General features: G+C 71.5%; 22 protein-coding genes and 1 tRNA gene. 11 read left to right on the forward strand and 12 right to left on the reverse strand.

Annotated elements, in window-relative coordinates; translation table 11 throughout:
* The first annotated feature begins 413 nt into the window (after window positions 1–413).
* Window positions 414–710 carry a hypothetical protein gene (locus ABZV34_RS08715; RefSeq protein WP_356272649.1) on the forward strand — a complete coding sequence of 99 codons (297 nt, stop codon included), beginning with the start codon at window positions 414–416 and terminating at the stop codon, window positions 708–710.
* Between the two features lie 86 nt (window positions 711–796).
* Here the strand turns inward: ABZV34_RS08715 and ABZV34_RS08720 are convergent, their stop codons facing one another.
* On the reverse strand, window positions 797–1561 hold the full coding sequence (locus ABZV34_RS08720; protein ID WP_356272651.1) for an RDD family protein: 765 nt from the start codon (window positions 1559–1561) through the stop codon (window positions 797–799).
* 304 nt (window positions 1562–1865) lie between these two features.
* A complete protein-coding gene (locus ABZV34_RS08725; protein ID WP_356272653.1) occupies window positions 1866–3431 on the reverse strand; it encodes an RDD family protein in 1566 nt (521 codons plus the stop codon).
* A gap of 256 nt (window positions 3432–3687) precedes the next feature.
* On the opposite strand from ABZV34_RS08725, the gene ABZV34_RS08730 reads away from it, so the two are divergent.
* Entirely contained in the window at window positions 3688–4236 is a 549-nt protein-coding gene (locus tag ABZV34_RS08730) for an SsgA family sporulation/cell division regulator (protein WP_356272655.1), read from the forward strand.
* 131 nt (window positions 4237–4367) lie between these two features.
* Here ABZV34_RS08730 and ABZV34_RS08735 read toward each other — a convergent pair whose 3' ends face one another.
* A complete protein-coding gene (locus ABZV34_RS08735) occupies window positions 4368–5774 on the reverse strand; it encodes an FAD-linked oxidase C-terminal domain-containing protein (protein ID WP_356272657.1) in 1407 nt (468 codons plus the stop codon).
* 92 nt (window positions 5775–5866) lie between these two features.
* On the opposite strand from ABZV34_RS08735, the gene ABZV34_RS08740 reads away from it, so the two are divergent.
* Window positions 5867–7531, forward strand: a complete 1665-nt coding sequence (locus ABZV34_RS08740) for a tetratricopeptide repeat protein (protein WP_356272659.1) — start codon at window positions 5867–5869, stop codon at window positions 7529–7531.
* A gap of 45 nt (window positions 7532–7576) precedes the next feature.
* On the opposite strand, the gene hppD is transcribed toward ABZV34_RS08740, so the two are convergent.
* The gene (gene hppD / locus ABZV34_RS08745; protein WP_329288085.1) at window positions 7577–8731 is read right to left on the reverse strand and encodes a 4-hydroxyphenylpyruvate dioxygenase; all 1155 of its coding nucleotides are present in this window, start codon (window positions 8729–8731) and stop codon (window positions 7577–7579) included.
* 122 nt (window positions 8732–8853) lie between these two features.
* On the opposite strand from hppD, the gene ABZV34_RS08750 reads away from it, so the two are divergent.
* The 7 genes from ABZV34_RS08750 (at window position 8854) to ABZV34_RS08780 (ending at window position 14176) form a co-directional block, all read left to right on the forward strand.
* Complete coding sequence (locus ABZV34_RS08750) at window positions 8854–9324, forward strand: Lrp/AsnC family transcriptional regulator (protein ID WP_187285622.1); 471 nt, start codon at window positions 8854–8856, stop codon at window positions 9322–9324.
* 21 nt (window positions 9325–9345) lie between these two features.
* On the forward strand, window positions 9346–9993 hold the full coding sequence (locus ABZV34_RS08755; RefSeq protein WP_356272661.1) for an ABC transporter permease: 648 nt from the start codon (window positions 9346–9348) through the stop codon (window positions 9991–9993).
* Between the two features lie 67 nt (window positions 9994–10060).
* Window positions 10061–11269 (forward strand): betaine/proline/choline family ABC transporter ATP-binding protein, encoded by a 1209-nt coding sequence (locus ABZV34_RS08760; protein ID WP_356272837.1) that lies wholly within the window; start codon window positions 10061–10063, stop codon window positions 11267–11269.
* Window positions 11266–12162: an ABC transporter permease gene (locus ABZV34_RS08765; RefSeq protein WP_356272663.1), complete on the forward strand. Its 897-nt coding sequence runs from the start codon at window positions 11266–11268 to the stop codon at window positions 12160–12162. Before ABZV34_RS08760 ends, ABZV34_RS08765 begins: the two co-directional genes overlap by 4 nt.
* Window positions 12159–13127 carry a glycine betaine ABC transporter substrate-binding protein gene (locus ABZV34_RS08770; protein WP_356272665.1) on the forward strand — a complete coding sequence of 323 codons (969 nt, stop codon included), beginning with the start codon at window positions 12159–12161 and terminating at the stop codon, window positions 13125–13127. The genes ABZV34_RS08765 and ABZV34_RS08770 overlap by 4 nt, the downstream gene beginning before the upstream one ends.
* Window positions 13128–13229: 102 nt before the next feature.
* A complete protein-coding gene (locus ABZV34_RS08775; RefSeq protein WP_356272667.1) occupies window positions 13230–13910 on the forward strand; it encodes a winged helix-turn-helix domain-containing protein in 681 nt (226 codons plus the stop codon).
* An 80-nt stretch (window positions 13911–13990) separates the two neighbouring features.
* The gene (locus ABZV34_RS08780) at window positions 13991–14176 is read left to right on the forward strand and encodes a hypothetical protein (RefSeq protein ID WP_356272839.1); all 186 of its coding nucleotides are present in this window, start codon (window positions 13991–13993) and stop codon (window positions 14174–14176) included.
* Between the two features lie 42 nt (window positions 14177–14218).
* Here ABZV34_RS08780 and ABZV34_RS08785 read toward each other — a convergent pair whose 3' ends face one another.
* The 6 genes from ABZV34_RS08785 to ABZV34_RS08810 form a co-directional block, all read right to left on the reverse strand.
* Window positions 14219–15007: a S16 family serine protease gene (locus tag ABZV34_RS08785; protein ID WP_356272669.1), complete on the reverse strand. Its 789-nt coding sequence runs from the start codon at window positions 15005–15007 to the stop codon at window positions 14219–14221.
* A gap of 68 nt (window positions 15008–15075) precedes the next feature.
* Window positions 15076–15717, reverse strand: a complete 642-nt coding sequence (locus ABZV34_RS08790) for a helix-turn-helix domain-containing protein (RefSeq protein ID WP_148008633.1) — start codon at window positions 15715–15717, stop codon at window positions 15076–15078.
* A 437-nt stretch (window positions 15718–16154) separates the two neighbouring features.
* The gene (locus ABZV34_RS08795) at window positions 16155–17954 is read right to left on the reverse strand and encodes a DEAD/DEAH box helicase (protein WP_356272671.1); all 1800 of its coding nucleotides are present in this window, start codon (window positions 17952–17954) and stop codon (window positions 16155–16157) included.
* Window positions 17955–18070: 116 nt separating this feature from the next.
* Complete coding sequence (locus ABZV34_RS08800; RefSeq protein ID WP_356272673.1) at window positions 18071–18460, reverse strand: type II toxin-antitoxin system death-on-curing family toxin; 390 nt, start codon at window positions 18458–18460, stop codon at window positions 18071–18073.
* Between the two features lie 77 nt (window positions 18461–18537).
* Window positions 18538–18798 carry a hypothetical protein gene (locus tag ABZV34_RS08805; protein ID WP_356272675.1) on the reverse strand — a complete coding sequence of 87 codons (261 nt, stop codon included), beginning with the start codon at window positions 18796–18798 and terminating at the stop codon, window positions 18538–18540.
* Window positions 18799–18800: 2 nt separating this feature from the next.
* On the reverse strand, window positions 18801–20237 hold the full coding sequence (locus tag ABZV34_RS08810; RefSeq protein ID WP_356272677.1) for an MFS transporter: 1437 nt from the start codon (window positions 20235–20237) through the stop codon (window positions 18801–18803).
* Between the two features lie 226 nt (window positions 20238–20463).
* Between ABZV34_RS08810 and ABZV34_RS08815 the strand changes: the two genes are divergently transcribed.
* Window positions 20464–20535, forward strand: a tRNA-Cys gene (locus tag ABZV34_RS08815).
* Window positions 20536–21008: 473 nt separating this feature from the next.
* Here ABZV34_RS08815 and ABZV34_RS08820 read toward each other — a convergent pair.
* On the reverse strand, window positions 21009–22976 hold the full coding sequence (locus tag ABZV34_RS08820) for a SpoIIE family protein phosphatase (RefSeq protein ID WP_356272679.1): 1968 nt from the start codon (window positions 22974–22976) through the stop codon (window positions 21009–21011).
* Window positions 22977–23063: 87 nt separating this feature from the next.
* A complete protein-coding gene (locus ABZV34_RS08825) occupies window positions 23064–23204 on the reverse strand; it encodes a hypothetical protein (RefSeq protein ID WP_356272681.1) in 141 nt (46 codons plus the stop codon).
* Window positions 23205–23219 lie beyond the last annotated feature (15 nt).

Genomic DNA, 23219 nt, shown 5'->3' on the forward strand with positions numbered 1-23219 from the left:
TGACGACATTTGACCGGAGTTACCAAAGAAAAGACAGATCTTGACTTGCACAAGTCAACTGCACTATGCAGGAGCGCCCGTTCGGTATCCGAACCGCCCCGGGCGCACCCAACAGGCGCGTCCACACGTCCACTTGATGGGCGCGATGACTCCGTGCGCCCCCTGTGCACCGGCACCGTGGGTTAGGTCACGCTTACCGGGCGTTCCTCTCGGGCATGCAGCCGAATAGAGTCGATTGGCGCAACGTTGGAATGTCCACGGATTGACAGGTCGACAGCGTTGTCGCCCCGCGATTCGCCGTTCCATCCGAGCTCGCGGCTCCACCCGAGTTCGCCGTACCACCCCCGTTGTTGTCCGCATCCTCCCCCATCTCGAGAGGCACGGGGGGAGTACCCCCACCCCGAGGAATCGCCATGCCTCGTCCGACCGCCGCACAGCTCGCCTACGGTTCCTGCACCGTGATCTTCTCGACGCTCGCCATGCTGCTGCTGTCTCAGACGAGTTCGGGCCTGGGGATCGCGGTGATCACCCTCTCGGCACTCGCTCTCGGACTGCTCGTCGCCGTAACGGTTCCGCTGCCGAAGCGCGCACCGTCGGCCGCCGCGGCCCCCGCCGTCCAGGCGCGGGTTCCGGTGCGGCGCGAGACCGCGTCCGTCTCCGCGTCCGTCTCCGCGTCGTCCGAGCCCGTTCACGAACCGGCGGGCCCGTGACCCCACGCACGTCCGGCGGGCCCGCGAAACGCGGACCCGCCGTCCCGGTCAGCCGTCTCCTCGTGGAGTGCGGCTGATCGCGTGTGTCAGCCGGTGGTCACCACCACCGTCTTGGCCGCCTTGTCGTGCAGACCCTGCTTGTAGGGCTTGTCGAAGAAGCTCCAGCCGCCCGCGATCGCGGTCCAGATGCACGCGCAGCAGAACGCGAACGGGATCCACAGCACCAGCGCGCGGATCAGCGAGGTCTGCGTGGAGGGTGTGGCACCGTTTTCCAGGTCGGCGACCCGCATGTGGAACAGCCTCATGCCGAGGGTCTGCCCCGACTTGCGGATCAGGAAGGTGTCGTAGCCGGTGTAGAGCACCGCGGCGATGACGGACTGCCCGAGGCCCTTGCCGTACTCGACCCGTTCCGCGTTCACGTTGTACTCGGTGACCCCGAACGCCCAGGACAGCAGCCACACCACGATGCCCACGAGGATCATGTCGAGGATCCTCGCCAGCACGCGTTTGCCGCTGTCGGCGAGCGGCGGCATGCCCTCCAGCGGATCGCCGCCGTAGGGGCCGCCGGAACCGTAGGGATCACCGCCACCGGAACCGTAGGGGCCGCCGCCACCGGAACCGTACGGACCGCCGCCGGGGGGAGGGGGCTGCTGACCGCCGTACGGCGGGGGCTGACTCCCGTACGGCGGCGTCCGGTTGTCGTGCGGGGAGTCGTACGGCGATCCCGACGGCGGCGGGGACGAGGTGCCGTCGTACGGGGAGCCGCCGCCCTCAGCCGGCGGGGGCTGCTTCTTGAACGGGTCTTCCTCCGGTGGCTGCCCGGAGCCGGGGGGCGGCGGTTCGCTGCTCATGGCCCGAGTCGACCGCGAACACTCCGGCTCCGCATCCCGCGAGCGGCCGTCCGGGGGACCGCGGAGCCCGGCGCGCGCGGCGGACGGCCGGGCGGCCGCGTCGACGCCTGGGACGCGTCGCGAAAGTCCCGTCGTCCGCCCGGAGAACGGGCCTCGCGACGTCCGGTGCGTGCTCCGGGGGTCCCTCGGCCGGAGGCTGGAGGAGTGCCGGGCGGAAGCCCGCCCGGACGTGCTCGGGTTTTCTCCCGGTGCGGCGAGAGGGCGTGCCAGGCGTCGTGAGGCGGGTGGGACTTCTCAACGCGCCCTAGGAGGAGGGCGGCTGGGCGGCCACGAAGGTGTGGGCCGCCTTGTCGTGCCAGCACTGCCGCCAGGGCCTGTCGAACAGACACCACAGGACGCCCACGACACCGATGACCAGGACGCCGGGAACGCAGTAGACGAGCCAGCGGCGCAGCGCCGGTCCGAAGGACGGGGGTTCGTGGCCCTCGATGTCCCGTACCTCGATGCCGCACAGCTTCTTGCCGAGGGTGCGGCCCCACCGGGCGGTGGGCAGCGCGTCGTAGACCACGCCGAACAGGAGCAGAACGGCGAGGCAGACGCCCAGGTAGCCCGCGGTGGTGCCGTCCAGCAGCCAGACCGTCACGGTCTGGCCGGACCGCTTGGCGGCGTCGATCTTCCCGTTGATGTGGTCGATCGCCTTGGTGCCCAGCGGTACGGCGGCCACGGCGGTGACGGTGGCCAGCACCGCGGTGTCCACGATCCGGGCCGCCAGCCGTCTGCCCAGAGCCGCGGGCCGTGCCGCGGAGTGGCGGCGGGCGGCGGCCTGGAACACGTCGTCGACCGGCGGCTTCCAGGGGGCGACGGGCCCCTCGTCGCCCGCGAGCCGGTGCACCTGCTGGGCCCAGGAGGGCTGTCCGCCACCGGTGCCGCTCGACAGCGGCGTGGCGGCGGGGCCGGTGGACTGCTGGGGGACGGGCGGGGCCGACGGCTGCTGGGCCGACGGCTGCTGGGCCGACGGCTGCTGGGCCGACGGCTGCTGGGCCGACGGCTGCTGGACGGCAGCGGCTCTGGCCGCCTGGGCGGCGGCCTGCCCGGCGCCGAAGCCGCCCCCGGCGTCCGCGGGGCCGTCCTCGGGCGTGGCCGCCCCCGGTGCGCCGCCCGCCGGGGCCGTGCTCCCACCCCGCGCCCCGCCCTGCTGCTCCGTGCGCGGGGAGCGCGCGCGGAAGGTCATGGTGCCGTCGGTGGGGACGGGGTCGTGGGTGCCCGCGGTACCGCCCGCCGCGGCCCCCGTGGGGCCGGCCGCCGGGGGCCGGCGGCGGAAGACGAAGGTGCCGTCGGGCACCGGGGACTCCGAGCCGGCCGCCCGGTCCGTGGGCTCGATCGTCGCCGTGCCGTCCGTGTGCGGGGTCTCGCCGCCGGGCGGCCGGACCGCTTCGGCGGGCTCCGCCGCGCGCGACAGACGCGGGTCGGCCCCCTGGGGCGCCCCCCAGGAGACCCGCCGGTCCTGCTCGCCGCCGAAACCGGACTGCCGGGAGCGGTCGGCGCCCCACGCCGTCGCGGGCTCGGGCCGGCTGCCGTGCTGCGCCTCGGCCGGGGTCACCCGCCGCGGCTCGGCGGCCGGCCCGGGGTCCTCGTCGAAGAAGTGCGGTCCCGTCTCCTCGGTGGGCGCCGGTGCCGGAGCGGGTACGGGAGTCACCGGGCGCGTGCCGGGCGGCGGCACGAGCGGCACGCCGTCCGACGGCGCGGGACGGCTCGTACCCGGTACCCAGGCGGCACCGTTCCAGTACCGGACATATCCAGGAATGGAGGGGTCCGGGTAATACCCTTCGCGGGGCCTGTCGTCACCGGGTGCCGGGGTTGGGGCGCTCATGTCCGTCGTCCCGTATCTGCTCGGGGGTCTTTTGGGGGCTCCACATCTATCAGACCCACGCCTCCGTCAGCGGCGCTCCCGCGGTACCCACCTCTTTCGGGCAAGGATCCGCCACTTCCGGTCACCGTCCGCAAGGTCGGCCCCGGTACGCCCGCCAAAAGATTTCCCCGAACCCGCGTAATGGTTCCGCGCCACCGCGCTCTCCACTCGTACGGACCCGCCCTGGAGGCCCGTAGACGAAGGGAAGCGCACCGACATGCACACCGTGGTGGAACGCGAACTCGAACTGCGCCTCGTCCTGTCCCCCGAGCACAGCATCCCCGTACCGGCCCGGCTCAGCTACCGCTCCGACGACCCGTACGCCGTCCACGTCACCTTCCACATCGGCTCGGACCATCCGGTCAGCTGGACCTTCGCCCGCGAACTGCTCGTCGAGGGGGTGTTCCGGCCGTGCGGGCACGGCGATGTGCGGGTGTGGCCGACGAAGGTCGGGGGACGCGGCGTCGTGCTGATGGCGCTCACCTCACCCGACGGCGACGCGCTGCTGGAGGCGCCGGCCGCACAGGTGTCCGCCTGGCTGGAGCGCACCCTGCGGGCCGTTCCGCCGGGGTCCGAGGGCGAGCAGCTCGGCATCGACGACGGCCTCGCCGATCTGCTCGCGCCCTCCCCGAGACTCTCGGCGTCTCCCCCGCGCTCGGCGGCGCGTGAGCGCGGGGACCTCCCTGACCAGCCGGGATCCGCGTCGGCCGACGAGTTGTGGCTGCGCGACCCGTGGCCGTCGGACGAGTCGGAGGACGGAGAGTGAACCGGCGTGGGCACGGCGGCGCACCCGCGCCCGCACCCGGCCGGATCCGGTGCCGGACATGCCCTGGTGCCGCGGCGCCAGAGCCTGTCGCGAGAGTCCCGCCCGCCTCACGACGCCTGTCGCGACACGCTCTAGAACACCTTGCCCGGGTTGAGAATCCCGAGCGGGTCGAACGCGGCCTTGACGGCGCGCTGCATCTCCACCCCGACCGGCCCGATCTCGCGCGCCAGCCACTCCTTCTTCAGGACGCCGACCCCGTGTTCGCCGGTGATCGTGCCGCCGAGTTCCAGTCCGAGGGCCATGATCTCGTCGAAGGACTCGCGGGCGCGCCGGGACTCGTCGGGGTCGGTGGCGTCGAAGCAGACGGTGGGGTGGGTGTTGCCGTCGCCGGCGTGCGCGCAGACGCCGATGGTCAGGGAGTACTTCTCCGCGACACGCTCGATGCCGTCGAGCATGTCGCCGAGCCGGGAGCGCGGCACGCACACGTCGTCGATCATCGTGGTGCCCTTGACCGCTTCGAGCGCGGTGAGGGACAACCGCCGGGCCTGGAGGAGGAGTTCGGATTCCGCCGCGTCCTCCGCCGGTACCACCTCGGTGGCGCCCGCGGCCTCGCACAGCGCGCCCACGGCGGCGAGGTCGGCCGCCGGGTCGTGGGTGTCGAAGGCGGCGAGGAGGAGCGCCTCGGTGGTCTCCGGGAGGCCCATGTGCGCCAGGGCGTTGACCGCCTTCACCGTCGTACGGTCCATCAGTTCGAGGAGGGAGGGCACATGGCCGCCCTCCATGATCCGGCAGACGGCGTCGCAGGCGGCCCGCGCCGACCCGAACTCGGCGGCCAGCACGAGCTGTTGGGGTGGCCGCGGCTTCAGGGCCAGCACCGCCCGTACGACGATGCCGAGGGAGCCCTCCGATCCGACGAGGAGCCGGGTGAGGTCGTAGCCGGCGACCCCCTTCGCGGTGCGCCGGCCGGTGCTCATCAGCCGTCCGTCGGCGAGCACGACGTCCAGGCCGAGGACGTACTCGGCGGTCACCCCGTACTTCACACAGCACAGACCGCCGGAGGCGGTGCCGATGTTGCCGCCGATCGTGCACATCTCCCAGCTGGAGGGGTCCGGCGGGTAGTACAGGCCGTGTTCGTTGACGGCGCGCGAGAGCGTGGCGTTGACGACGCCGGGCTCGACGACGGCGATGCGGTCGACGGGACTGATCTCGAGGATCCGGTCCATCTTCACCAGCGAGAGCACGATGCAGCCGTCCGAGGCGTTCGCGGCGCCGGACAGGCCGGTGCGGGCGCCCTGCGGGACGACCGGTGTCCGCAGGGCGGTCGCGGTGCGCATGACGTGCTGGACCTGTTCGACGGTGCGCGGCAGGACGACGACGGCGGGCGTGCCGGCCTCGCAGAAGCTCGCCATGTCGTTGGCGTACGAGACCGTGACGTCCGGGTCGGTGAGGACCGCCTCGCTCGGCAGGCCCGCCAGGAGACGGTCGACGAGGGTGCCGGTGGCGTCGTCGCGCGGGGCTTCGATACGGCTCATGATCACAGCGTCGCACTCGGGGCCATCGGTGTGAACCCCGTCTGCCGCACCCTTCGTGTCCCGGGATGTGGTCGTCGTACGGGCGCATGGTGAGCGGCATGGAGATCGAACAGCGACAGCGGGTCCTCACCGGGCCGGGACCCCGGGTGCGCGCCGGGCGGCGCCGCTCCCGTGCCGCCCGGCGCGCGCTGATCGGCGTGGTCGCGGGGTGTGCCGTCTTCGGCGGGGTGATGGTGATGCTGCCCTCCGGCGGGTTCGCTCCGACGCCGGCCGCCCCGGGGCCGGTGGCCGGGGCGATGACGGCGGTGGCGGCCGGGGTGCCGGTGTCGCTGCGGGATCTGGCGGTGCTCGTCCGCGACCGCGAGGCGTATCTGCGCACCCATCCGCGGGAGGCGGAGTCCTGGGCGGTCCTCGGGACGGCGTACGTGGAGCAGGGGCGGCGCACCGCCACGCCCGGATACTTCCCGAAGGCCGAGCGGGCGCTGCGTACGTCGCTGGCGGCGGGGGCGACGGGGAACCTGGCCGCGCTGCGGGGGCTGGCCGGGCTCGCGAACGCGCGCGGCGACTTCCGCAAGGGCCGCGAGTGGGGGGAGACGGCGCGGAAGCTGGCGCCCAAGGAGTGGACGACGTATCCCCTGCTGATCGACTCGTACCGGGGTCTCGGCGACTACAAGGCGAGCCGCAAGGCGCTGGAGAGGCTGCAGGCGCTGCACTCCGGGCCGCCGGTACTGGCCCGGGCCGCCCAGGTGTACTGGGACCGGGGCTGGCGCGAGGACGCGGTGGCGGCGCTCTCGGACGCGGCGGCGGGCGCGCGGACGGCGGCCGAGCGGGCGATCCTGCTGACGGAGTCCGGCCGGCTGGCGTGGGAGCGCGGGGACCGTGAGGTGTCGCTGCGTTCCTACGAGGCCGCGCTGCGCGTCGACCGGAACGAGCCGGCCGCGCTCGCCGGGCGGGGGCGCGCGCTGGCGTCACTCGGGCGTGTGCCGGAGGCGCTGCGCGCGTATCAGGCGGCGTTCGCCGGGCGGCCCACCCCGGGGTACGCGCTGGAGCTGGGCGAGCTGTACCAGGCGCGGGGCCTCGGCTCGGCGGCGCGGGCGCAGTACGGCCTGGTGCGGGCGCGGGTGCGGACGGAGACCGCGGGCGGGGTCGACGACGCGCTGGTCCTCGGGCTGTTCGAGGCGGACCACGGGGATGCGTCGGAGGCGGTGAAGCGGCTGCGCGCGGAGTGGAAACGGCAGCCGGGTATCGGCGTCGCGGACGCGCTGGGGTGGGCCCTGCACCGGGCCGGGAAGAACAAGGAGGCGCTGAAGTTCGCGGAGCGGGCGACGGACAAGGAGCACGGCGGCGGGGTGCGCAGCGCGCTGTACGTCTATCACCGGGGGCAGATCGAACGCGGCCTGGACCTGACCGGGGCCGCCCGTCGGCATGTCGCCGAGGCCCTCCAGATCAATCCGTACTTCTCCCCCGTTCTCGCTCCCCTGGCCCGGCGGACGCTGGACAGGCTGGGCGAGCCGTCCGCGTCGCTCCCGGGCGAGCTGGAGGAGGACCCGGCGTTCCCGGAACCAGAGGTCCCGGAACCCGTCCGCACCTCGCCGGCCGCTTCCGCGCCGGCCGGGTCCACCCCGTCCGTTCCGGCCCCCGACGGGTCGTACGGGGCACCGGAACCGACGGCCGCGGCGTCTCCGGGATTCCCGGCCGACCCGGCCTCGGGCGGGCAGCGGGCTGAGCTCGCGCCCGCGCCCCGCCGTACCGCGCCGCACTGACCGGGCGGGGGTACGGCGGGCGGGCTGTGCCGGCGCGAGGCGCCGTCAGAGGTTGCCGCGCTTCTCCTGCTCGCGCTCGATCGCCTCGAACAGGGCCTTGAAGTTGCCCTTGCCGAAGCCCATCGAGCCGTGCCGCTCGATCATCTCGAAGAAGACGGTCGGACGGTCCTGGACCGGCTTGGTGAAGATCTGGAGCAGATAGCCGTCCTCGTCGCGGTCGACGAGGATCTTCAGTTCGCGCAGGGTGTCGACGGGGACGCGGGTGTCGCCGGCCCACTCGCCGAGGGTGTCGTAGTACGAGTCGGGCGTGTCGAGGAACTGGACCCCGGCCGCGCTCATGGTCCGTACGGTCTCGACGATGTCGTTGGTGTTCAGCGCGATGTGCTGGACGCCCGCGCCGCCGTAGAACTCCAGGTACTCGTCGATCTGGGACTTCTTCTTGGCGATGGCGGGCTCGTTGATCGGGAACTTGACCTTGAGCGTGCCGTCGGCGACGACCTTCGACATCAGGGCGCTGTACTCGGTCGCGATGTCGTCGCCCACGAACTCCTTCATGTTCGTGAAGCCCATGACCTTGTTGTAGAAGCCGACCCACTCGTTCATGCGGCCGAGCTCGACGTTGCCCACGCAGTGGTCGACGGCCTGGAAGGTGCGCCGGGCGGGCGGCTCGACGATCGGGGCGGCGGCCGTGTACCCGGGCAGGTACGGACCGTCGTAGCCGGTCCGCTCGACGAGCGTGTGCCGGGTCTCGCCGTACGTGGCGATCGCTGCCAGCACGACGGTGCCGTTCTCGTCCTTCAGCTCGTACGGCTCGGTGAGCGGGCGGGCGCCGTGCTCGACGGCGTACGCGAACGCGGCGCGCGCGTCCGGGACCTCGATGGCGAGGTCGACGACCCCGTCGCCGTGCGCCGCCACGTGCTCGGCCAGGAAGTGGCCCCAGGGGGTGGAGGGCCTGATCACGGAGGTGAGGACGAAGCGCGCGGAGCCGTTCTCCAGGACGTACGACGCCGTCTCGCGGCTGCCGTTCTCCGGCCCCGAGTAGGCGACCAGCCGCATGCCGAACGCGGTGGAGTAGTAGTGCGCGGCCTGCTTGGCGTTGCCCACGGCGAAGACGACGGCGTCCATTCCCTTGACCGGGAAGGGATCGGCCTGCCGGGCGGTGTCGGGAGTCTGGTCTGGGTTCGCGTCGATGAGGGACATGGCCGCAGGCTCTCGCCCTTCCACAAGGTGCGCAATAGTTTGCGTATCGGCTGGGCAATGTGTTCAGCAGACCGTCGCGAACGGCGGGCGGTCTGTACAGGATGACCACTCCGGAGGCGCGCATGGCGATCGATCACCTGGACGGCCGGCTCATCGTGCTGCTGGCGCGGGAGCCGCGGATCGGTGTCCTGGAGATGTCCCGGCGGCTGGGCGTCGCGCGCGGCACGGTGCAGGCCCGTCTGGACCGTCTTCAGTCGAATGGAGTCATCCGGGGATTCGGCCCGCAGGTGGATCCCGCCGCGCTCGGATACCCCGTGACGGCCTTCGCGACGCTGGAGATCCGGCAGGGCCAAGGCCCTGACGTACGGGCTCACTTGGCGACCGTCCCGGAGGTGCTGGAGCTGCACACGACCACCGGCAGCGGGGACATGCTGTGCCGGCTGGTGGCGCGCTCGAACGCCGATCTCCAGCGGGTGATCGACCGGGTCGTCGGTTTTGATGGCATCGTCCGGGCCTCCACGGCGATCGTCATGGAGAACGCCGTACCCCTGCGGATCATCCCGCTGGTGGAACAGGCGGCGGCCGAGCACTGACCGACGACAGGGTGAGGCGGCGTGAACTTCTGGGAGTACCTGAGCAGCCGCCATCAGCAGTTGCTCATGGACGCGTATCAGCACGCCAGCGTGGTCTTCCAGTGCATGGTCGTCGCGACCCTCATCGGTGTGGTGCTCGGTGTGGTCACCTACCGCAGTGACTGGGCGGGCGGCCTCGCCACCACCACCACCTCCACCATCCTGACCGTGCCGTCGCTCGCCATGATCGGTCTGCTGATCCCGATCGTGGGTCTGGGTGTCCCGCCCACCGTGATCGCGCTGACGCTCTACGGACTGCTGCCGGTCGTACGCAACTCGATCGTGGGCCTGCGCGGGGTCGACCCCTCCCTGGTGGACGCCGCGAAGGGCATCGGGATGTCACGGATGGCGCGGCTGCTGAAGGTGGAGCTGCCGCTCGCCTGGCCGCCGATCCTCACCGGCATCCGGGTCTCCACACAGATGCTGATGGGCATCGCGGCCATCGCGGCCTACGCCTCCGGGCCCGGCCTCGGCAACGAGATCTTCCGCGGCATCGGGTCCCTGGGCAGCAAGAACGCGCTCAACCAGGTGCTCGCGGGCACGGTCGGGATCATCATCCTGGCACTGCTGTTCGACGCCGCGTACGTGCTCGTCGGGCGGCTGACCATCCCGAGGGGGATCCGTGGCTGAGACGACCGAGGACGGGCGGGACCGGCACGCCGCCGCTGTCGCGCACACGTCCACGACCGGCGCCACCATCGAGCTGGAGCATCTCACCAAGCGCTATCCGGGCAGCAGTGACCCGGCCGTGGACAGCGTCAACATGGAGATCAAGGCGGGCGAGCTCGTCGTCTTCGTCGGCCCGTCCGGGTGCGGCAAGTCCACCACCCTCAAGATGATCAACCGGCTGATCGAACCGACCGGCGGCCGCATCCGCATCGGCGGCGAGGACGTCACCGACATGGACCCGGTGAAGCTGCGCCGCAGGATCGGGTACGCGATCCAGTCGTCCGGGCTCTTCCCGCACATGACGGTCGCCCAGAACATCGCCCTCGTACCGAAGATGGTCGGCTGGCCGAGGTCTCGGACCAGGGCGCGGGTCGAGGAGATGCTGGACCTGGTCGGCCTCGACCCGGGTGAGTTCCAGGGCCGCTACCCGCGTCAGCTCTCCGGCGGCCAGCAGCAGCGGGTGGGCGTGGCGCGGGCGCTGGCCGCCGACCCGCCCGTCCTGCTCATGGACGAGCCCTTCGGCGCCGTGGACCCGATCACCCGCGACCATCTGCAGGACGAGCTGATCCGGCTCCAGCGCGAGCTGCACAAGACGATCGTCTTCGTCACGCACGACTTCGACGAGGCGATCAAGCTGGGCGACCGGATCGCCGTCCTGCGCGAGCGCTCGCACATCGCGCAGTTCGACACCCCGGAGGCGATCCTCACCAACCCCGCCGACGACTTCGTGTCGGGGTTCGTGGGCGCGGGCGCGGCGCTGAAGCGGCTCAACCTCACCCGGGTGCGGGACGTGGAGATCACGGACTATCCGACGGTCACCGTCAACGACCGCCTCCAGGAGATCTTCAACAAGCTCCGGAGCAGCGGGACGAACGAGATCCTGCTGCTCGACAAGCGGCGCCGTCCCTACAAGTGGCTGCGGCGCGGCGACCTGATGCGGGCCAAGGGTTCGCTGGCGCGGGCGGGCACGCTGGTGCACGACACGGTGACCCGGGACGCCACGCTGCGGGACGCGCTGGAGGCCGTGCTCACCGACAACACCGGCCGGGTCGCGGTGACCGGGCGGCGCGGCGAGTACATCGGTGTCGTCGACATGGAGACGCTCATGAACTCCGTGCACGAGCTGCTGGAGGAGGACCGGCTCGAGGCGATGGAGCACCAGCACGAACTGGAGGACGCGCGCGCCCAGCAGACCCACTTCGAGCAGGAGGGCCCGGGCGGGGAGGCGAAGGCATGAGGACTCCCCCGCCCGGACGCAGGCCCGAGGGCGAGCACGAGGTCAAGGGGCTCGCGTTCCGGGACGACGGCGCGTTCCCCGACGACGAGATCCTCCCCGAGGACGCCGGCCTCCCGGACGAGCGGGAGCCCGCGCCGCCGCCCACCGCGCCGCGGCGCCGGATCACCTGGCAGAAGCTGACCGTCCTGCCGGCGGTGCTGGCGGCCGTGCTGCTGGCCACCTGGCTGTGGTTCCAGCAGGCCACCCTCGACCCCATCTCCAAGAACGCGCTGTCGAACGGGCAGGTGTCGAAGGCCCTGTGGCAGCAGATCCAACTGACCGTGATCTCGACGTTCTTCGTGCTGATCATCGCGATCCCGCTGGGTGTCCTGCTCACCCGCGGGATGTTCCGGAAGGCGAGCCCGGTCGCGATGGCCTTCGCCAACATGGGGCAGGCCACCCCGGCGATCGGTCTGCTGGCGCTGCTGGTCATCTGGCTCGGCACCGGCCAGAAGGCGGCCCTGATCGGCATCACCGTCTACGCCATCCTGCCGGTCCTCTCCAACACGATCGCGGGTCTGAAGGCCAACGACCCGACGCTTCTGGAGGCCGCGCGCGGTATCGGCATGTCCCCGATGGGGGTCCTGTCCCGCATCGAACTCCCGCTGGCCGTCCCGCTGATCCTGGCCGGTGTCCGCACGGCCCTGGTCCTGAACGTGGGTACGGCCACGCTGGCCACCTTCGGCGGGGGCGGCGGCCTCGGTGTCCTGATCACCACCGGGATCACCAACCAGCGGATGCCGGTCCTGGTGCTCGGTTCGGTCCTCACGGTGACGCTCGCGCTGCTCGTGGACTGGCTGGCCTCACTGGCGGAACTGCTGCTGCGGCCGCGGGGGCTGGAGGCGGGCCCATGAGGCGGACGGGTCCGCGCGCGCTGCTGGCCGGGGCGCTGGTACTTCTCTCCGGCTGCGGTCTGACCAGCGGCTCCCCCATGGTCGACGACGTCGGGCCCGGCTCCATCGGGCAGGGGCTGCCGCTCAAGGGCGCCCATCTCACGGTGACGTCCAAGGAGTTCACCGAGCAGCTGATCCTCGGCGCGATCATGGGTATCGCCTTCCAGGCGGCCGGTGCGGAGGTCCTCGACCGGACCGGTATCCAGGGGTCGATCGGTGCCCGGGAAGCCGTCAAGAGCGGCGACGCGGACGGCATGTACGAGTACACGGGCACCGCCTGGATCACGTACCTCGGCAACAGCAAGCCCATCCCCGACCCGCGGAAGCAGTGGCAGGCGGTGCGCGACGCCGATCTGAGGAACGGGATCACCTGGCTGCCGCCGTCCGCGCTCAACAACACCTACGCGCTGGCCATGAACCAGGCCAACTCCAGGAAGTACGGCACGAAGACGCTCTCCGACGTGGCCGCGCTGGCCAGGAAGGACCCCGGCGCGGTCACGCTCTGTGTGGAGAGCGAGTTCGCCAACCGGGCCGACGGGCTGCCGGGCATGGAGAAGGCGTACGGGATGAGCGTGCCCGCGAAGAACATCACGCAGATGGACACCGGGATCATCTACACCCAGGTGGCGAAGGGGAGTTGCACGTACGGGGAGGTGTTCACCACGGACGGGCGCATCCGGTCGATGCACCTGGTCGTGATGGCGGACGACAAGAAGTTCTTCCCCAACTACAACGCGGCGCCCGCGATCAACTCCAAGGCGCTGAAGCGGTATCCGGCGATCGCCAGACTCCTCGACCCGGTGACGAGGAAGCTGGACAACACGGTCGCACAGGAGTTGAACGCCAAGGTGGACGTGCAGGGTCAGGATCCGCACGAGGTGGCACTGGACTGGATGACGGCGGAGGGGTTCGTGAAGCAGCACTGAGGTCCAGGCGTTCCGCGTCGGCGTTCAGCGGACCCGGCATCCAAAGGAGTAGTTGCAAAGAAACCATTGCAAGCACATCTTTGCAACGCTATCTTTGCATGCATGCAGGAGCACGGAGAACAGCCCGGACCGACCGCACCCGGCACACCGGCCGAACCGTCCGCACCCGAACCCACCGCTCCCGAACCGTCGGTATCCGAACCCACCGCACCCGGACTGACCACCCGCACCCTCGACGCCCGCTCGCTGCGCGGCATCGCGCATCCACTGCGGATGCAGCTGCTGAACGCGCTGCGACGCGGCGGCCCGGCCACCGCGTCGCAACTGGCCGCGAAACTGGGCGAGTCCAGCGGGGCCACCAGCTACCACCTGCGTCAGCTGGCCGCACACGGCTTCGTCGAGGACGCCCCGGAGCACGGCAAGGGGCGGGAGCGCTGGTGGCGGGCGGCCGTTCAGGCGCTGGTCTTCGACAGCGACCAGCTGGAGGGCTCGGACCCGGAGATACGGGGTGCCACCGACCTCTACCTGCACGAGGTCGCGACCACCCACAACCGCGAGTTGTCCACCTGGATCGCGAACCGGGACGAGTGGCTCCCGGCCTGGTCGCGCGCCGCCGACATGAGCGACATGACCCTGCGGCTGACGCCGGAACGCTCCGCGGAGCTGGTCGGCAGGATGCACGCACTCGTGGACAGCTACCGCACGGGGACTCCGGCCGAGGACGACCCCGAGAGCACCCAGGTCCGCATCCACACCCACGTCTTCCCTGTCCAGGGAGGCTGAGCCCGCCCCGTTCCCCTCCCTTCAGCCGTCGTCGGTCCGCCGTCGGCAGGCACCGAAAAGGACTGAGAGGTACTCCGATGATCGACGCCCAGACGCACCTCGCCCTGCACCACGCCCGCACCGCCGAGCTCCAGGCCGAGGCCGACGCCCACCGGCTCGCCGCCACCGCCCGGGTACCGGGCGAACTGCGCACCCGTCTCGGCTGGACCCTGGTGGAGGTGGGCCTGCGCCTCGCCTCCGCGCCCAGGCCGGCCGTCGCCTCCTAGGACGCGTCCGCCCCTCGCGCCCCGGGGATCACGCGGGCGCGTCTAGCAGCCGGGCACCGAGCCCTTCCCCTTCTCCAGGGACACCAGCGCGTCGACCGCCCCCTTGAGCGTGGTCACCGCCACCAGCCGCAGCCCCTTCGGAAGCTCTGCCCTGGCGTCCGAGCACTCCGCCCTCGGAACCAGGAAGACCGTCGCGCCGTCCCGCCGCGCGGCCTGCGTCTTCAGCGCCACGCCGCCGACCGCGCCGACCTTGCCGTCCGCGTCGATCGTCCCCGTACCCGCGACGGTGCGACCGCCCGTGAGGTCGCCGCCGCTGCCGTCGCCGTCCAGCTTGTCGATGATGCCGAGCGTGAAGAGCAGTCCGGCGCTGGGACCGCCGACGTCGGCCAGCTTGAGCGTGACCTTCACGTCGTTCTTCTCGTGCAGATAGGACAGCGCCGCCTCGGTGGCCGTGTCCTGCGACTGCTTCATCTCGTCGGCGTTGTGCCGCTCGATCTCCTTGACGCTGTTCCCGCTCGGGTAGACCGAGTCCCGGGGCATCACCGCCCGGTCCTTGGCGAACCAGCCGCTGATCACGTCACCGAGCGAGACGCGCGCGTCCGGCCCGGTCGCCTCGATCGTCGTCATCCGCAGCTGTCCGCGGGTCCGGCGGACGGGCGACCCGCTGATCGTGATGACCGGGTCGCCCCTGTTCTCGCCGAGGACGTTCGCCGTCAGGCCGGGCTGCGCGAGGGAGAACGGCAGCGGCGCGAACACCGCCGTGGCGAGCAGGGCCACGACGGGAACGGCGCAGACGGCGACGGCCTGGGGACGTGTGAGGCGAGAGAGCACGGGATCAATCTAACGTCAGTGCCCTCGCGGATCTTCAGGGCACCGTCCGCCAGGCTGCCGGGCCGGCTTCAGCGCAGCGCGTCCGCGACCTCACGGGCCGCGTCCATGACCCGCGTCCCGACCCGCTCGGGCACGGAGTCCGCGAGCATGACGACGCCCACGCTGCCCTCGACACCGGTCACGCCGAGGAGCGGTGCCGCGGCGCCGCTCGCGCCCGCCTCCAGCTCCCCGTGCGTGAGCGTGTATCCGGGCTCGCCCACGGGTGCCTGCCGGGCGGAGAGGATCGCGCGGCCCGCCGCACCCCGGTCCAGCGGGTGACGGAACCCGGCGCGATAGGCGACGTGGTAGTCGGTCCAGGTGGGCTCGACGACGGCGACGGCGAGAGCCTCGGTCCCGTCGACCAGCGTGAGATGGGCAGTGGCCCCTATGTCCTCGGCCAGTGCGCGCAGCGCGGGCAGCGCGGCCTCCCGTACCAGCGGATGCACCTGGCGGCCCAGGCGCAGCACCCCGAGCCCGACCCGGGCGCGGCCGCCCAGATCACGGCGTACCAGCGCGTGCTGCTCCAAGGTCGCGAGCAGCCGGTACACGACGGTCCGGTTGACACCCAGTTTGTTCGAGAGCTCGGTGACCGTCAGTCCGTGATCCGTGTCGGCGAGCAGCTTGAGGACGCGCAGTCCCCGGTCGAGCGTCTGAGAGGTCTCCGCGGTCACGACGCCCACTCCTTAGTGGTGAGGTCGGCGGCCTCCTCCGGGCGGTCGCGGCACCGAGTCCCGTCGGCGACGCGCTTCAGAGGCCGCCGTCGGCTGACGACCCGGGCTCTTCCCGGGCGGAGTCGCTACACGGCTGCGCTCCGCGGCGGCGCTGCCACGGGGCGTGTGCGTAGCGTGACAGTAGCGAGCCGGTCCGCTCAGCGGAAGTCTCCGTCCAGAATCCGGGCATGGGCCGGTACGGACTCCCTCCCTTTGTCCCGTTACACGCGGCGCCCGCCACACGGCGCGCACCACCCCCGCACACAGCGCGCACGCCCCGGTTCACCTGATGTGCGCACGGCGTGGTTCACCTGACGTGCGCACGGCGTGGCACACACGAAGCGCGCGCGGGCCCCGATCGGCGCGCGCGGCGTCGGACGGACCCTGTGTACGGGGCGTCACCGCATCCGGGTGGCCCACTCCTGCACCTTGGCGATCCGCTGCCGCAGCTGCCCCGCGGTGGCCTCCGCGCTCGGCGGGCCGCCGCACACCCTCCGCAGTTCGGTGTGGATCACCCCGTGCGGCTTGCCGCTCTGGTGGACGTACGCGCCGACCATGGTGTTGAGCTGCTTGCGCAGTTCCAGCATCTCCTTGTGCGAGACCACCGGGCGCCGCTCGGCGGGGAGTTCGAGGAGATCGGCCTCCTCGGCCGGCTTCTTGCGGCTGTGCGCGATCTGCCGGGCCTGCCGCTTCTGCAGCAGCATCTGCACCTGGTCGGGCTCCAGCAGCCCGGGAATGCCGAGGTAGTCCTGCTCCTCCGCGCTCCCCGGGTGGGCCTGCATCCCGAACTCGGCGCCGTCGTACAGCACCCGGTCGAAGACAGCCTCGGACTCCAGCGCCTCGAAGGAGAACTGCTCCTGCTCGCCGGTGTCCTCGTCCTGCTCCTTGTTCGCCTCGTCCATCTCCTGCTCGGACTCGGCGTACGGGTCCTCCTCGCCCTCCTTCTTGGGCTTGTCGAGGACGTGGTCGCGCTCGACCTCCATCTCGTTGGCGAAACCGAGCAGGTCGGGGACGGTCGGGAGGAAGACGGAGGCGGTCTCGCCGCGCCGCCGGGAGCGGACGAAACGGCCCACGGCCTGCGCGAAGAACAGGGGGGTCGAGATCGTGGTCGCGTAGACGCCGACGGCCAGGCGCGGGACGTCGACGCCCTCGGACACCATGCGGACGGCGACCATCCACCGGTCCTCGCTCGCGGCGAAGTCGTCGATGCGGTTCGAGGCGCCGGTGTCGTCGGACAGGACGAGGGTCGCCTTCGTCCCGGTGATCTCGCGGATCAGCTTGGCGTAGGCACGCGCGGAGTCCTGGTCGGAGGCGATGACGAGGGCACCGGCGTCCGGGATGCCCTTGCGCACCTCGGTCAGCCGCTGGTCGGCGGCGCGCAGCACGCTGGGCATCCACTCGCCGCGCGGATCGAGCGCGGTGCGCCAGGCCTGGCTGACGGCGTCCTTGGTCATCGGCTCCCCGAGCCGCGCCGCGATCTCGTCGCCCGCCTTCGTGCGCCACCGCATGTTGCCGCTGTAGGAGAGGAAGATGACGGGCCGCACGACCCCGTCGCCGAGTGCGGACCCGTACCCGTAGGTGTAGTCGGCGGAGGACCGCCGGATGCCGTCGTTCCCCTCCGCGTAGGTGACGAAGGGGATCGGGTTGGTGTCGGACCGGAAGGGCGTACCGGTGAGCGCCAGCCGCCGGGTGGCCGGCTCGAACGCTTCGAGGCAGGCCTCGCCCCAGGACTTGGAGTCTCCGGCGTGGTGGATCTCGTCGAGGATGACGAGGGTCTTGCGCTGCTCGGAGCGGTTGCGGTGCAGCATCGGCCGGACGCCGACCCCCGCGTACGTCACGGCGACGCCCTGGTACTCCTTGCTGAGCGGGCCCGCGCTGTACTCGGGGTCCAGCTTGATCCCTATCCGCGCGGCCGCCTCCGCCCACTGTTTCTTCAGGTGCTCGGTCGGCGCGACCACGGTCACCTGCTGCACCACGTGATGGTGCAGCAGCCAGGACGCGAGGGTCAGCGCGAACGTCGTCTTGCCGGCGCCGGGGGTGGCGACGGCGAGGAAATCGCGCGGCTGCTCCTGGAGGTACCTCTCCATCGCCCCCTGCTGCCAGGCGCGCAGCTTGCCCGCGGTGCCCCAGGGGGCGCGCCCGGGGAAGGCGGGTGAGAGGTGGTGCGAGGAGGAAGCGGTGGCGGCGGTGGTAGTCACGGTCTCCGTGGGGTGGTCGAGCGGCTCGGCTACGTATGACAACCGGGCCACCCTACCGGCGACCCGGTTGTGTCACCGCGCGGACGACGCCGGGGCACCCGTGGATGCGACCCACCTCACAGAGCGCGCAGCCGGGCCGCGATCACCCCGAGCCCGCTCTCCTCGCCGGACGCCACGTCGATGACCAGGTCGTACGCCGTCGCCTGGTCGCAGCCGCCGAGGTCGACGCCGTTGACGGCGAGGAAGGTGGCGGCGGCCAGCCACGCCGTGCGCTTGTTGCCGTCGACGAAGGGGTGGTTGGCGGCGAGCGCGTGCAGCAGGGCCGCGGCCTGTTCGTAGAGGTCGGTGTACGCGGCGACGCCGAGCATGCGGGCGCGCGGGCGGTGCACGGCGGAGGCCAGCAGTCCCGGCTCCCGTGTCTCGGGGGCGGTGCCGCCGAAGGCGATCCGGGCGATGTCCGTCACCTCGGCGACGGTGAGGTGACGGGTCGGCCTCGCGGGGATCATGGGGGCCACGGCATTCATCTGGTTCGCGGGATTCATGGGGTTCGCGGCATTCATGCGGTTCGCGGGGTCGACAGGGCTCATTCGCCGAGCCTTCGCAGCAGGTCGGCGTGGTCTTCCGCGAGCCGGGTGGCGAGCGAGCGGACGTGCTCGCCCTCGTCGTGCAGATACCGGCGTACGGCGTCCACTGCGACCTCCTCGGGCAGTCGGTCCCGCGCGTCCGCGAGGTCGGCGAGGTCGCGCGCGAGGCCGGGGGTGAGACGGAGCGGCAGTTCTTCCACGGCGTCACCGTAGAGCCACCCGGTCACCGCGGTCGACCAGTTCGCGGTCGGCCGGTTCACGGTCACCGTTCCCGCAGCCGGGTCGTCACCCAGGCGCCCACCAGCGCCACCCCGGCCATCGGCAGGAACACGGCGGCGAAGGCGGCGGGGTGGGAGCCGGCCGCCGAGGCGGCCGTGTCCGTGACCGTGCCGCCGCCCAGGGAGGCGAAGGCCGCACCGCCCGCCGCGAGCAGGACGATGTTGGAGAGGGCGTCGGAGATCTGCAGCGAGGCCGAGTTCGCGCCGGCCTCCTCGGGTGCCGAGAGATGGAGCAGCAGCACACTGGTCGAGGCGATCACCAGTCCCATCCCGAAGCAGCCGAACCCCCAGGCGACGGCGACGGTCCACACCGGCACGGCGTGCACCAGCACCCCGGGCACGGCGGCTATCGCGGCCGCGACCAGCACCATCCCGAAGAACATCAGCCGCTCCCGGTACGGCTCCACGCGCGGCCGCGACTGGACGTACGAACCCAGCGCCCAGGTCCCGCCGCCCGCCGCGAGCGAGAACCCGGCGAGCGTCGGCGACAGTCCGCGCTGGGTGACCAGCATGAGCGGCACGAAGGACTCGGCGGCGACGAAGGAGCCGGCCGCGACCCCGCGCAGCAGCACCACGGAGGGCAGGCCGCGCGCGGCCCGGTACGTGCCGGCCGGGAGCAGCCGGAGCACGGCCGGGACGAGCAGCGCGGCCCCCGCCGCGGCGGGGACGAGCGACAGCCACCTCAGATCCTGGGCGGCGTACTGGAGCAGCCCCGCGCCGACGGCGACCGCGAGCGCCGAACGGAGGCGCCCCCGGCCCGGGGGCACGAGGGCGGCGTCCGCCCTCCGTCCGCGCGTGCGCCGCCGTATCTGCGGCAGGGCGAGGGCGAGCGGGAGGACGACCAGGACCGGTATGCCGACGAAGACCCAGCGCCATCCGAGGTGTTCGGTGACGGCGCCCGCCGCGAGCGGTCCGACCACGGACGGCACCACCCAGGCCGCCGCGAAGCCCGCCATGACCGACGGCCGCAGCCGCTCCGGGTAGGCCTGCCCCACGACCACGTACAGCGCGACGATCACCAGGCCGCCGCCGAGCCCCTGCACCGCCCGCCCGAGCACGAACAGCCACATGCCGCCGGCCGTACCGGACAGGATCAGCCCCGCCGCGAAGGCCCCGATTCCCGCGGTCAGCGAGCCCAGGGGGCCGTCCCGGTCCGACCACTGGCCGGCGAGCACCATCCCGAACAGGCTCGTCGTGAAGTAGCCCGAGAACGCGAAGGCGTACAGCGCGACCCCGTCGAGCTCCCTGGCCGCCACCGGCATGGCCGTGCCGACCGCCGTCGCCTCGAACGCGATCAGCAGCACCACGGAGACGATCCCGACGCTGAGCGCCCGGTACGGCCGGCTCAGCACCCCTTCCCCGGCCTGGGACTCCGTCTGCGGCCGGGCGGTTGCGGCGTCCCGTGGCTCCAGTGCGGTCATGGCCGTCAGCGTAAGGGGCACAACCCGCACTGGCTCCTGTCCGAAGACCCTGATCAGCTGGTTCTTTGGTCGTACGACCACCCGCGCGCCCCACCCGCGAGGAGTTTCGTGAACGGCGTGTGGCAGTCCCGTTGCGGCGGTCCCGGACCTCTTGAGCCGCGCCCGTGCCGCCGCCTACGGTCGACCCATCAGGTTCGGAACGAGTGAGCCGTGCCGCACCTGAGACGGCCGTGTGCCCGAGTGGTTCAGGGACTCGCCTGCAAAGCGAGTTACGCGGGTTCAATTCCCGCCACGGCCTCTGGATGTACTTCACCCGTCCGGCCTTCCCCTTGCCGGTAACTCCCGGATGGAACGGAAGTCCTTGGGCTTTCCCCTGAGCTTCGCACCACGCCGTTACCGGCATCGCACGTCAAGGGCGGGGACGGGTCATACGGACGCAGACCCGTGACTGCACCTACAGCTTCATCAACTGCCTCTCCAATCGGTCAGTCCACTCAAATGCGTGCAACTTCGTGTCGCACAATCGCCTTCCCAGTGTCCGGAGACCGGGCACGACTCGAGGGCCCCACCGCGAGGTGGGGCCCTTCGACGTTGTCCGCCTCCGTTTCCCGTCTCAGTTGGTTTTTTCTTCGACTCCGGACGGCCCCCAGGGGGCTTGTCCGACCTGCTGTGCGATCTTCCGGAGCAGCCGCCCCGTGACGTACGCGAACCGAGCGGGCATCCGGACCGCTCCCCCTGGCTCCCAGAGGATGTGGGAGGACGCGGGCGCCGTCATGTGCGTCGGATGACCAGAACGGCCACGTCGTCCTGGTGGTCGACCGCGACCGCGGCGTCGAGGATTCGGTCGGCGGTCTCCTCGGTGTCCAGCCCGTCGTAGACGGCTTGGGCGGCCAGTGTTCCGGCTCGTTCCAGTCCGGCTTCCAGCGTCAGGCCTGGTCCTTCAACCACGCCGTCGGTGACCATGACCAGCGCGGTGTCCTCGTCCAGGGCGAAGGTCTCCTCGCGGTATTCGATGCCGGGCACGACACCCAGGACCGGCCCGCCCGGCAGCTCGCGGACATCGTGGCTGCCGTCCCGGTGCGCGCACAGCACCGGCACATGGCCGGCGCTGGTGCCGGTGACCCGTCCACCGCGCGGGTCGATACACAACATGGTGCAGCTGGCGAATCGTGCGGGATCCATTGCGGTCAGCAGCTCGTTGGTGCGGGTCAGCACGGCTGCGGGATCCGGTTCCTGGTCGGCGATCGCGCGCATGGACAAGCGGACCTGGCCCATGAAGGCGGCGGCGTCCACGTCGTGCCCCTGAACGTCGCCGATCTCCAGGGCGATCGCACCGTCGGACATCACGAAGGCGTCGTACCAGTCTCCGCCGACGTCCAGCCCGCACCGGCTGGGCCGGTAGCGGGCGGCGACCTCCAGACCCGGGAGGTGCTCGGGCAGCGTGGGGAGCATGGTCTTCTGCAGCGCCGTGGCCAGCTCGACTCGCGCCTGCTGCAACTGGATGCGCCGTAGTGCCTGGCCTGCCAGGTTGGCCAGCGTGCCCATGAGGGTCCGCTCGTCCAGGGACGGCCGGTATCCGCTGTCGTAGACCATCCCCCACGCCCCGAGTGGCTGGTCGCCGGTCTCGCTGAGAGGGGTGATCGCGAAAGCGTAGTCGGAGCCGACCCGGTCGAGCCGCGGGAATGGGCCGTGCGGCCAGCGGTGGCTGTGGTGCTTCCGGTCGGGGACGAACAGCGGCCGGCCGGTGCGGATCGCCTCGGGCAGCGGACTCGGATGGCCCAGCCGCAGGCCTTGCAGGGCCTCGACCTCGCGCCTGGCTATCCCGGCATCGGTGGAGACAAGCAGGCGGTCTTCGTCGACGAGTGCGAGCAGGGCGCCCCAGGCCCCGAAGGTCGCGGCGAGCCGGGTCAGGACGACCTGCTGCAACTCCTGCTCCGTGGCCGCGGCGATCAGGGCGGAGGAGAAGTCGGCGATGTCCTTGGCGCGCTGTCGCTCGGCAGCCAGTGCGGCCTGCGCCTTCTGCTTGCGCTTCTCCTGTTTGGTGTCGTCGCGGACCACCCCGAAGATCCGTTCGGGGCCGCCGTACCCCAGCTGAAGCCGACGGGTCCGGGCGGCCAGTTGGTGCCAGTCGTCGTGCTGGGTGAGGTATCGCAACCTCACCCAGGGGGACTGCTGGATGGGAGCCAAGCGCAGGAGCTGCCGGAAGCCCTCCCGGTCGTCGGGGTGCACTGCCGAGATCACTCTGGAAAACGGCGCAGTGGAATCCGGGAAGAGCGCGGCCACCACGGGTGCGCCACCGAGCCACTCCAGCTGGTCCCGATGGGGTGAATACATCCACAGGCCAAGGTCGGCGGCCTCGGTGGCCAGCCGGAACGGAATCAGCAGGCTGCGCAGGTCGTTTCCCGCATCCAGCGCGTGTACCCAGACCAGCTGCTCGCCACCAGCGGGATCCTTCACTTGCCGCGCCTCGACCAAGCAGACAACGGGTACTTCGCTTTGCCCGGGGAACTCCAGCACCCCCATCGCGGCCGTACTCGTCTTGGCGGCGTGGCCCACCAGACTCTCGGCCGACGTCCGCTGACTTGTGGGCCAGAGATCACCGAAGTCACGTCCCAGGCACTGCTCCGCCGGCCTGCCCAGCGCCGAGGCCATTGCCTCATTGAGGCCGTGCATGGCGCCGTCCAGCGTCACAAGAGCCGACGGGCAAGCCCTTTGGAGAAGTTCGTTCGAGGTGTCCACCTGAGGCTCCCTGGTAGCAAAACAGCCTCTTCAGCCATATTCGCGCATTCTGCTGCGATCTGCTGCTGAAGGGTTGTATCTGACCGCCTATTCCTGGCCGTCGTGCAGGATGAGGAACTTCCTGGCTGCCTTGAAGCCGTACAGGCTGAGAAACGTTGCTCCTCCCAGCTCGTCATACTCATGCATCGTCTTCAGAACGTCACCCCGCGAGATAGCTCCCTTCTCCATGGCCGGAACCTACGG

The sequence above is a fragment of the Streptomyces sp. NPDC005195 genome (assembly GCF_040608315.1).
GTDB classification, from domain to species: domain Bacteria; phylum Actinomycetota; class Actinomycetes; order Streptomycetales; family Streptomycetaceae; genus Streptomyces; species Streptomyces kaempferi.

What these genes read in the sequence shown, in the direction of transcription:
- ABZV34_RS08715 (WP_356272649.1), top strand. Translation starts at nt 414, where the DNA reads ATGCCTCGTCCGACCGCCGCACAGCTCGCCTACGGTTCCTGCACCGTG.
- ABZV34_RS08720 (WP_356272651.1), bottom strand. Translation starts at nt 1,561, where the DNA reads ATGAGCAGCGAACCGCCGCCCCCCGGCTCCGGGCAGCCACCGGAGGAA.
- ABZV34_RS08725 (WP_356272653.1), bottom strand. Translation starts at nt 3,431, where the DNA reads ATGAGCGCCCCAACCCCGGCACCCGGTGACGACAGGCCCCGCGAAGGG.
- ABZV34_RS08730 (WP_356272655.1), top strand. Translation starts at nt 3,688, where the DNA reads ATGCACACCGTGGTGGAACGCGAACTCGAACTGCGCCTCGTCCTGTCC.
- ABZV34_RS08740 (WP_356272659.1), top strand. Translation starts at nt 5,867, where the DNA reads ATGGAGATCGAACAGCGACAGCGGGTCCTCACCGGGCCGGGACCCCGG.
- hppD (WP_329288085.1), bottom strand. Translation starts at nt 8,731, where the DNA reads ATGTCCCTCATCGACGCGAACCCAGACCAGACTCCCGACACCGCCCGG.
- ABZV34_RS08750 (WP_187285622.1), top strand. Translation starts at nt 8,854, where the DNA reads ATGGCGATCGATCACCTGGACGGCCGGCTCATCGTGCTGCTGGCGCGG.
- ABZV34_RS08765 (WP_356272663.1), top strand. Translation starts at nt 11,266, where the DNA reads ATGAGGACTCCCCCGCCCGGACGCAGGCCCGAGGGCGAGCACGAGGTC.
- ABZV34_RS08770 (WP_356272665.1), top strand. Translation starts at nt 12,159, where the DNA reads ATGAGGCGGACGGGTCCGCGCGCGCTGCTGGCCGGGGCGCTGGTACTT.
- ABZV34_RS08775 (WP_356272667.1), top strand. Translation starts at nt 13,230, where the DNA reads ATGCAGGAGCACGGAGAACAGCCCGGACCGACCGCACCCGGCACACCG.
- ABZV34_RS08800 (WP_356272673.1), bottom strand. Translation starts at nt 18,460, where the DNA reads ATGATCCCCGCGAGGCCGACCCGTCACCTCACCGTCGCCGAGGTGACG.
- ABZV34_RS08810 (WP_356272677.1), bottom strand. Translation starts at nt 20,237, where the DNA reads ATGACCGCACTGGAGCCACGGGACGCCGCAACCGCCCGGCCGCAGACG.
- ABZV34_RS08825 (WP_356272681.1), bottom strand. Translation starts at nt 23,204, where the DNA reads ATGGAGAAGGGAGCTATCTCGCGGGGTGACGTTCTGAAGACGATGCAT.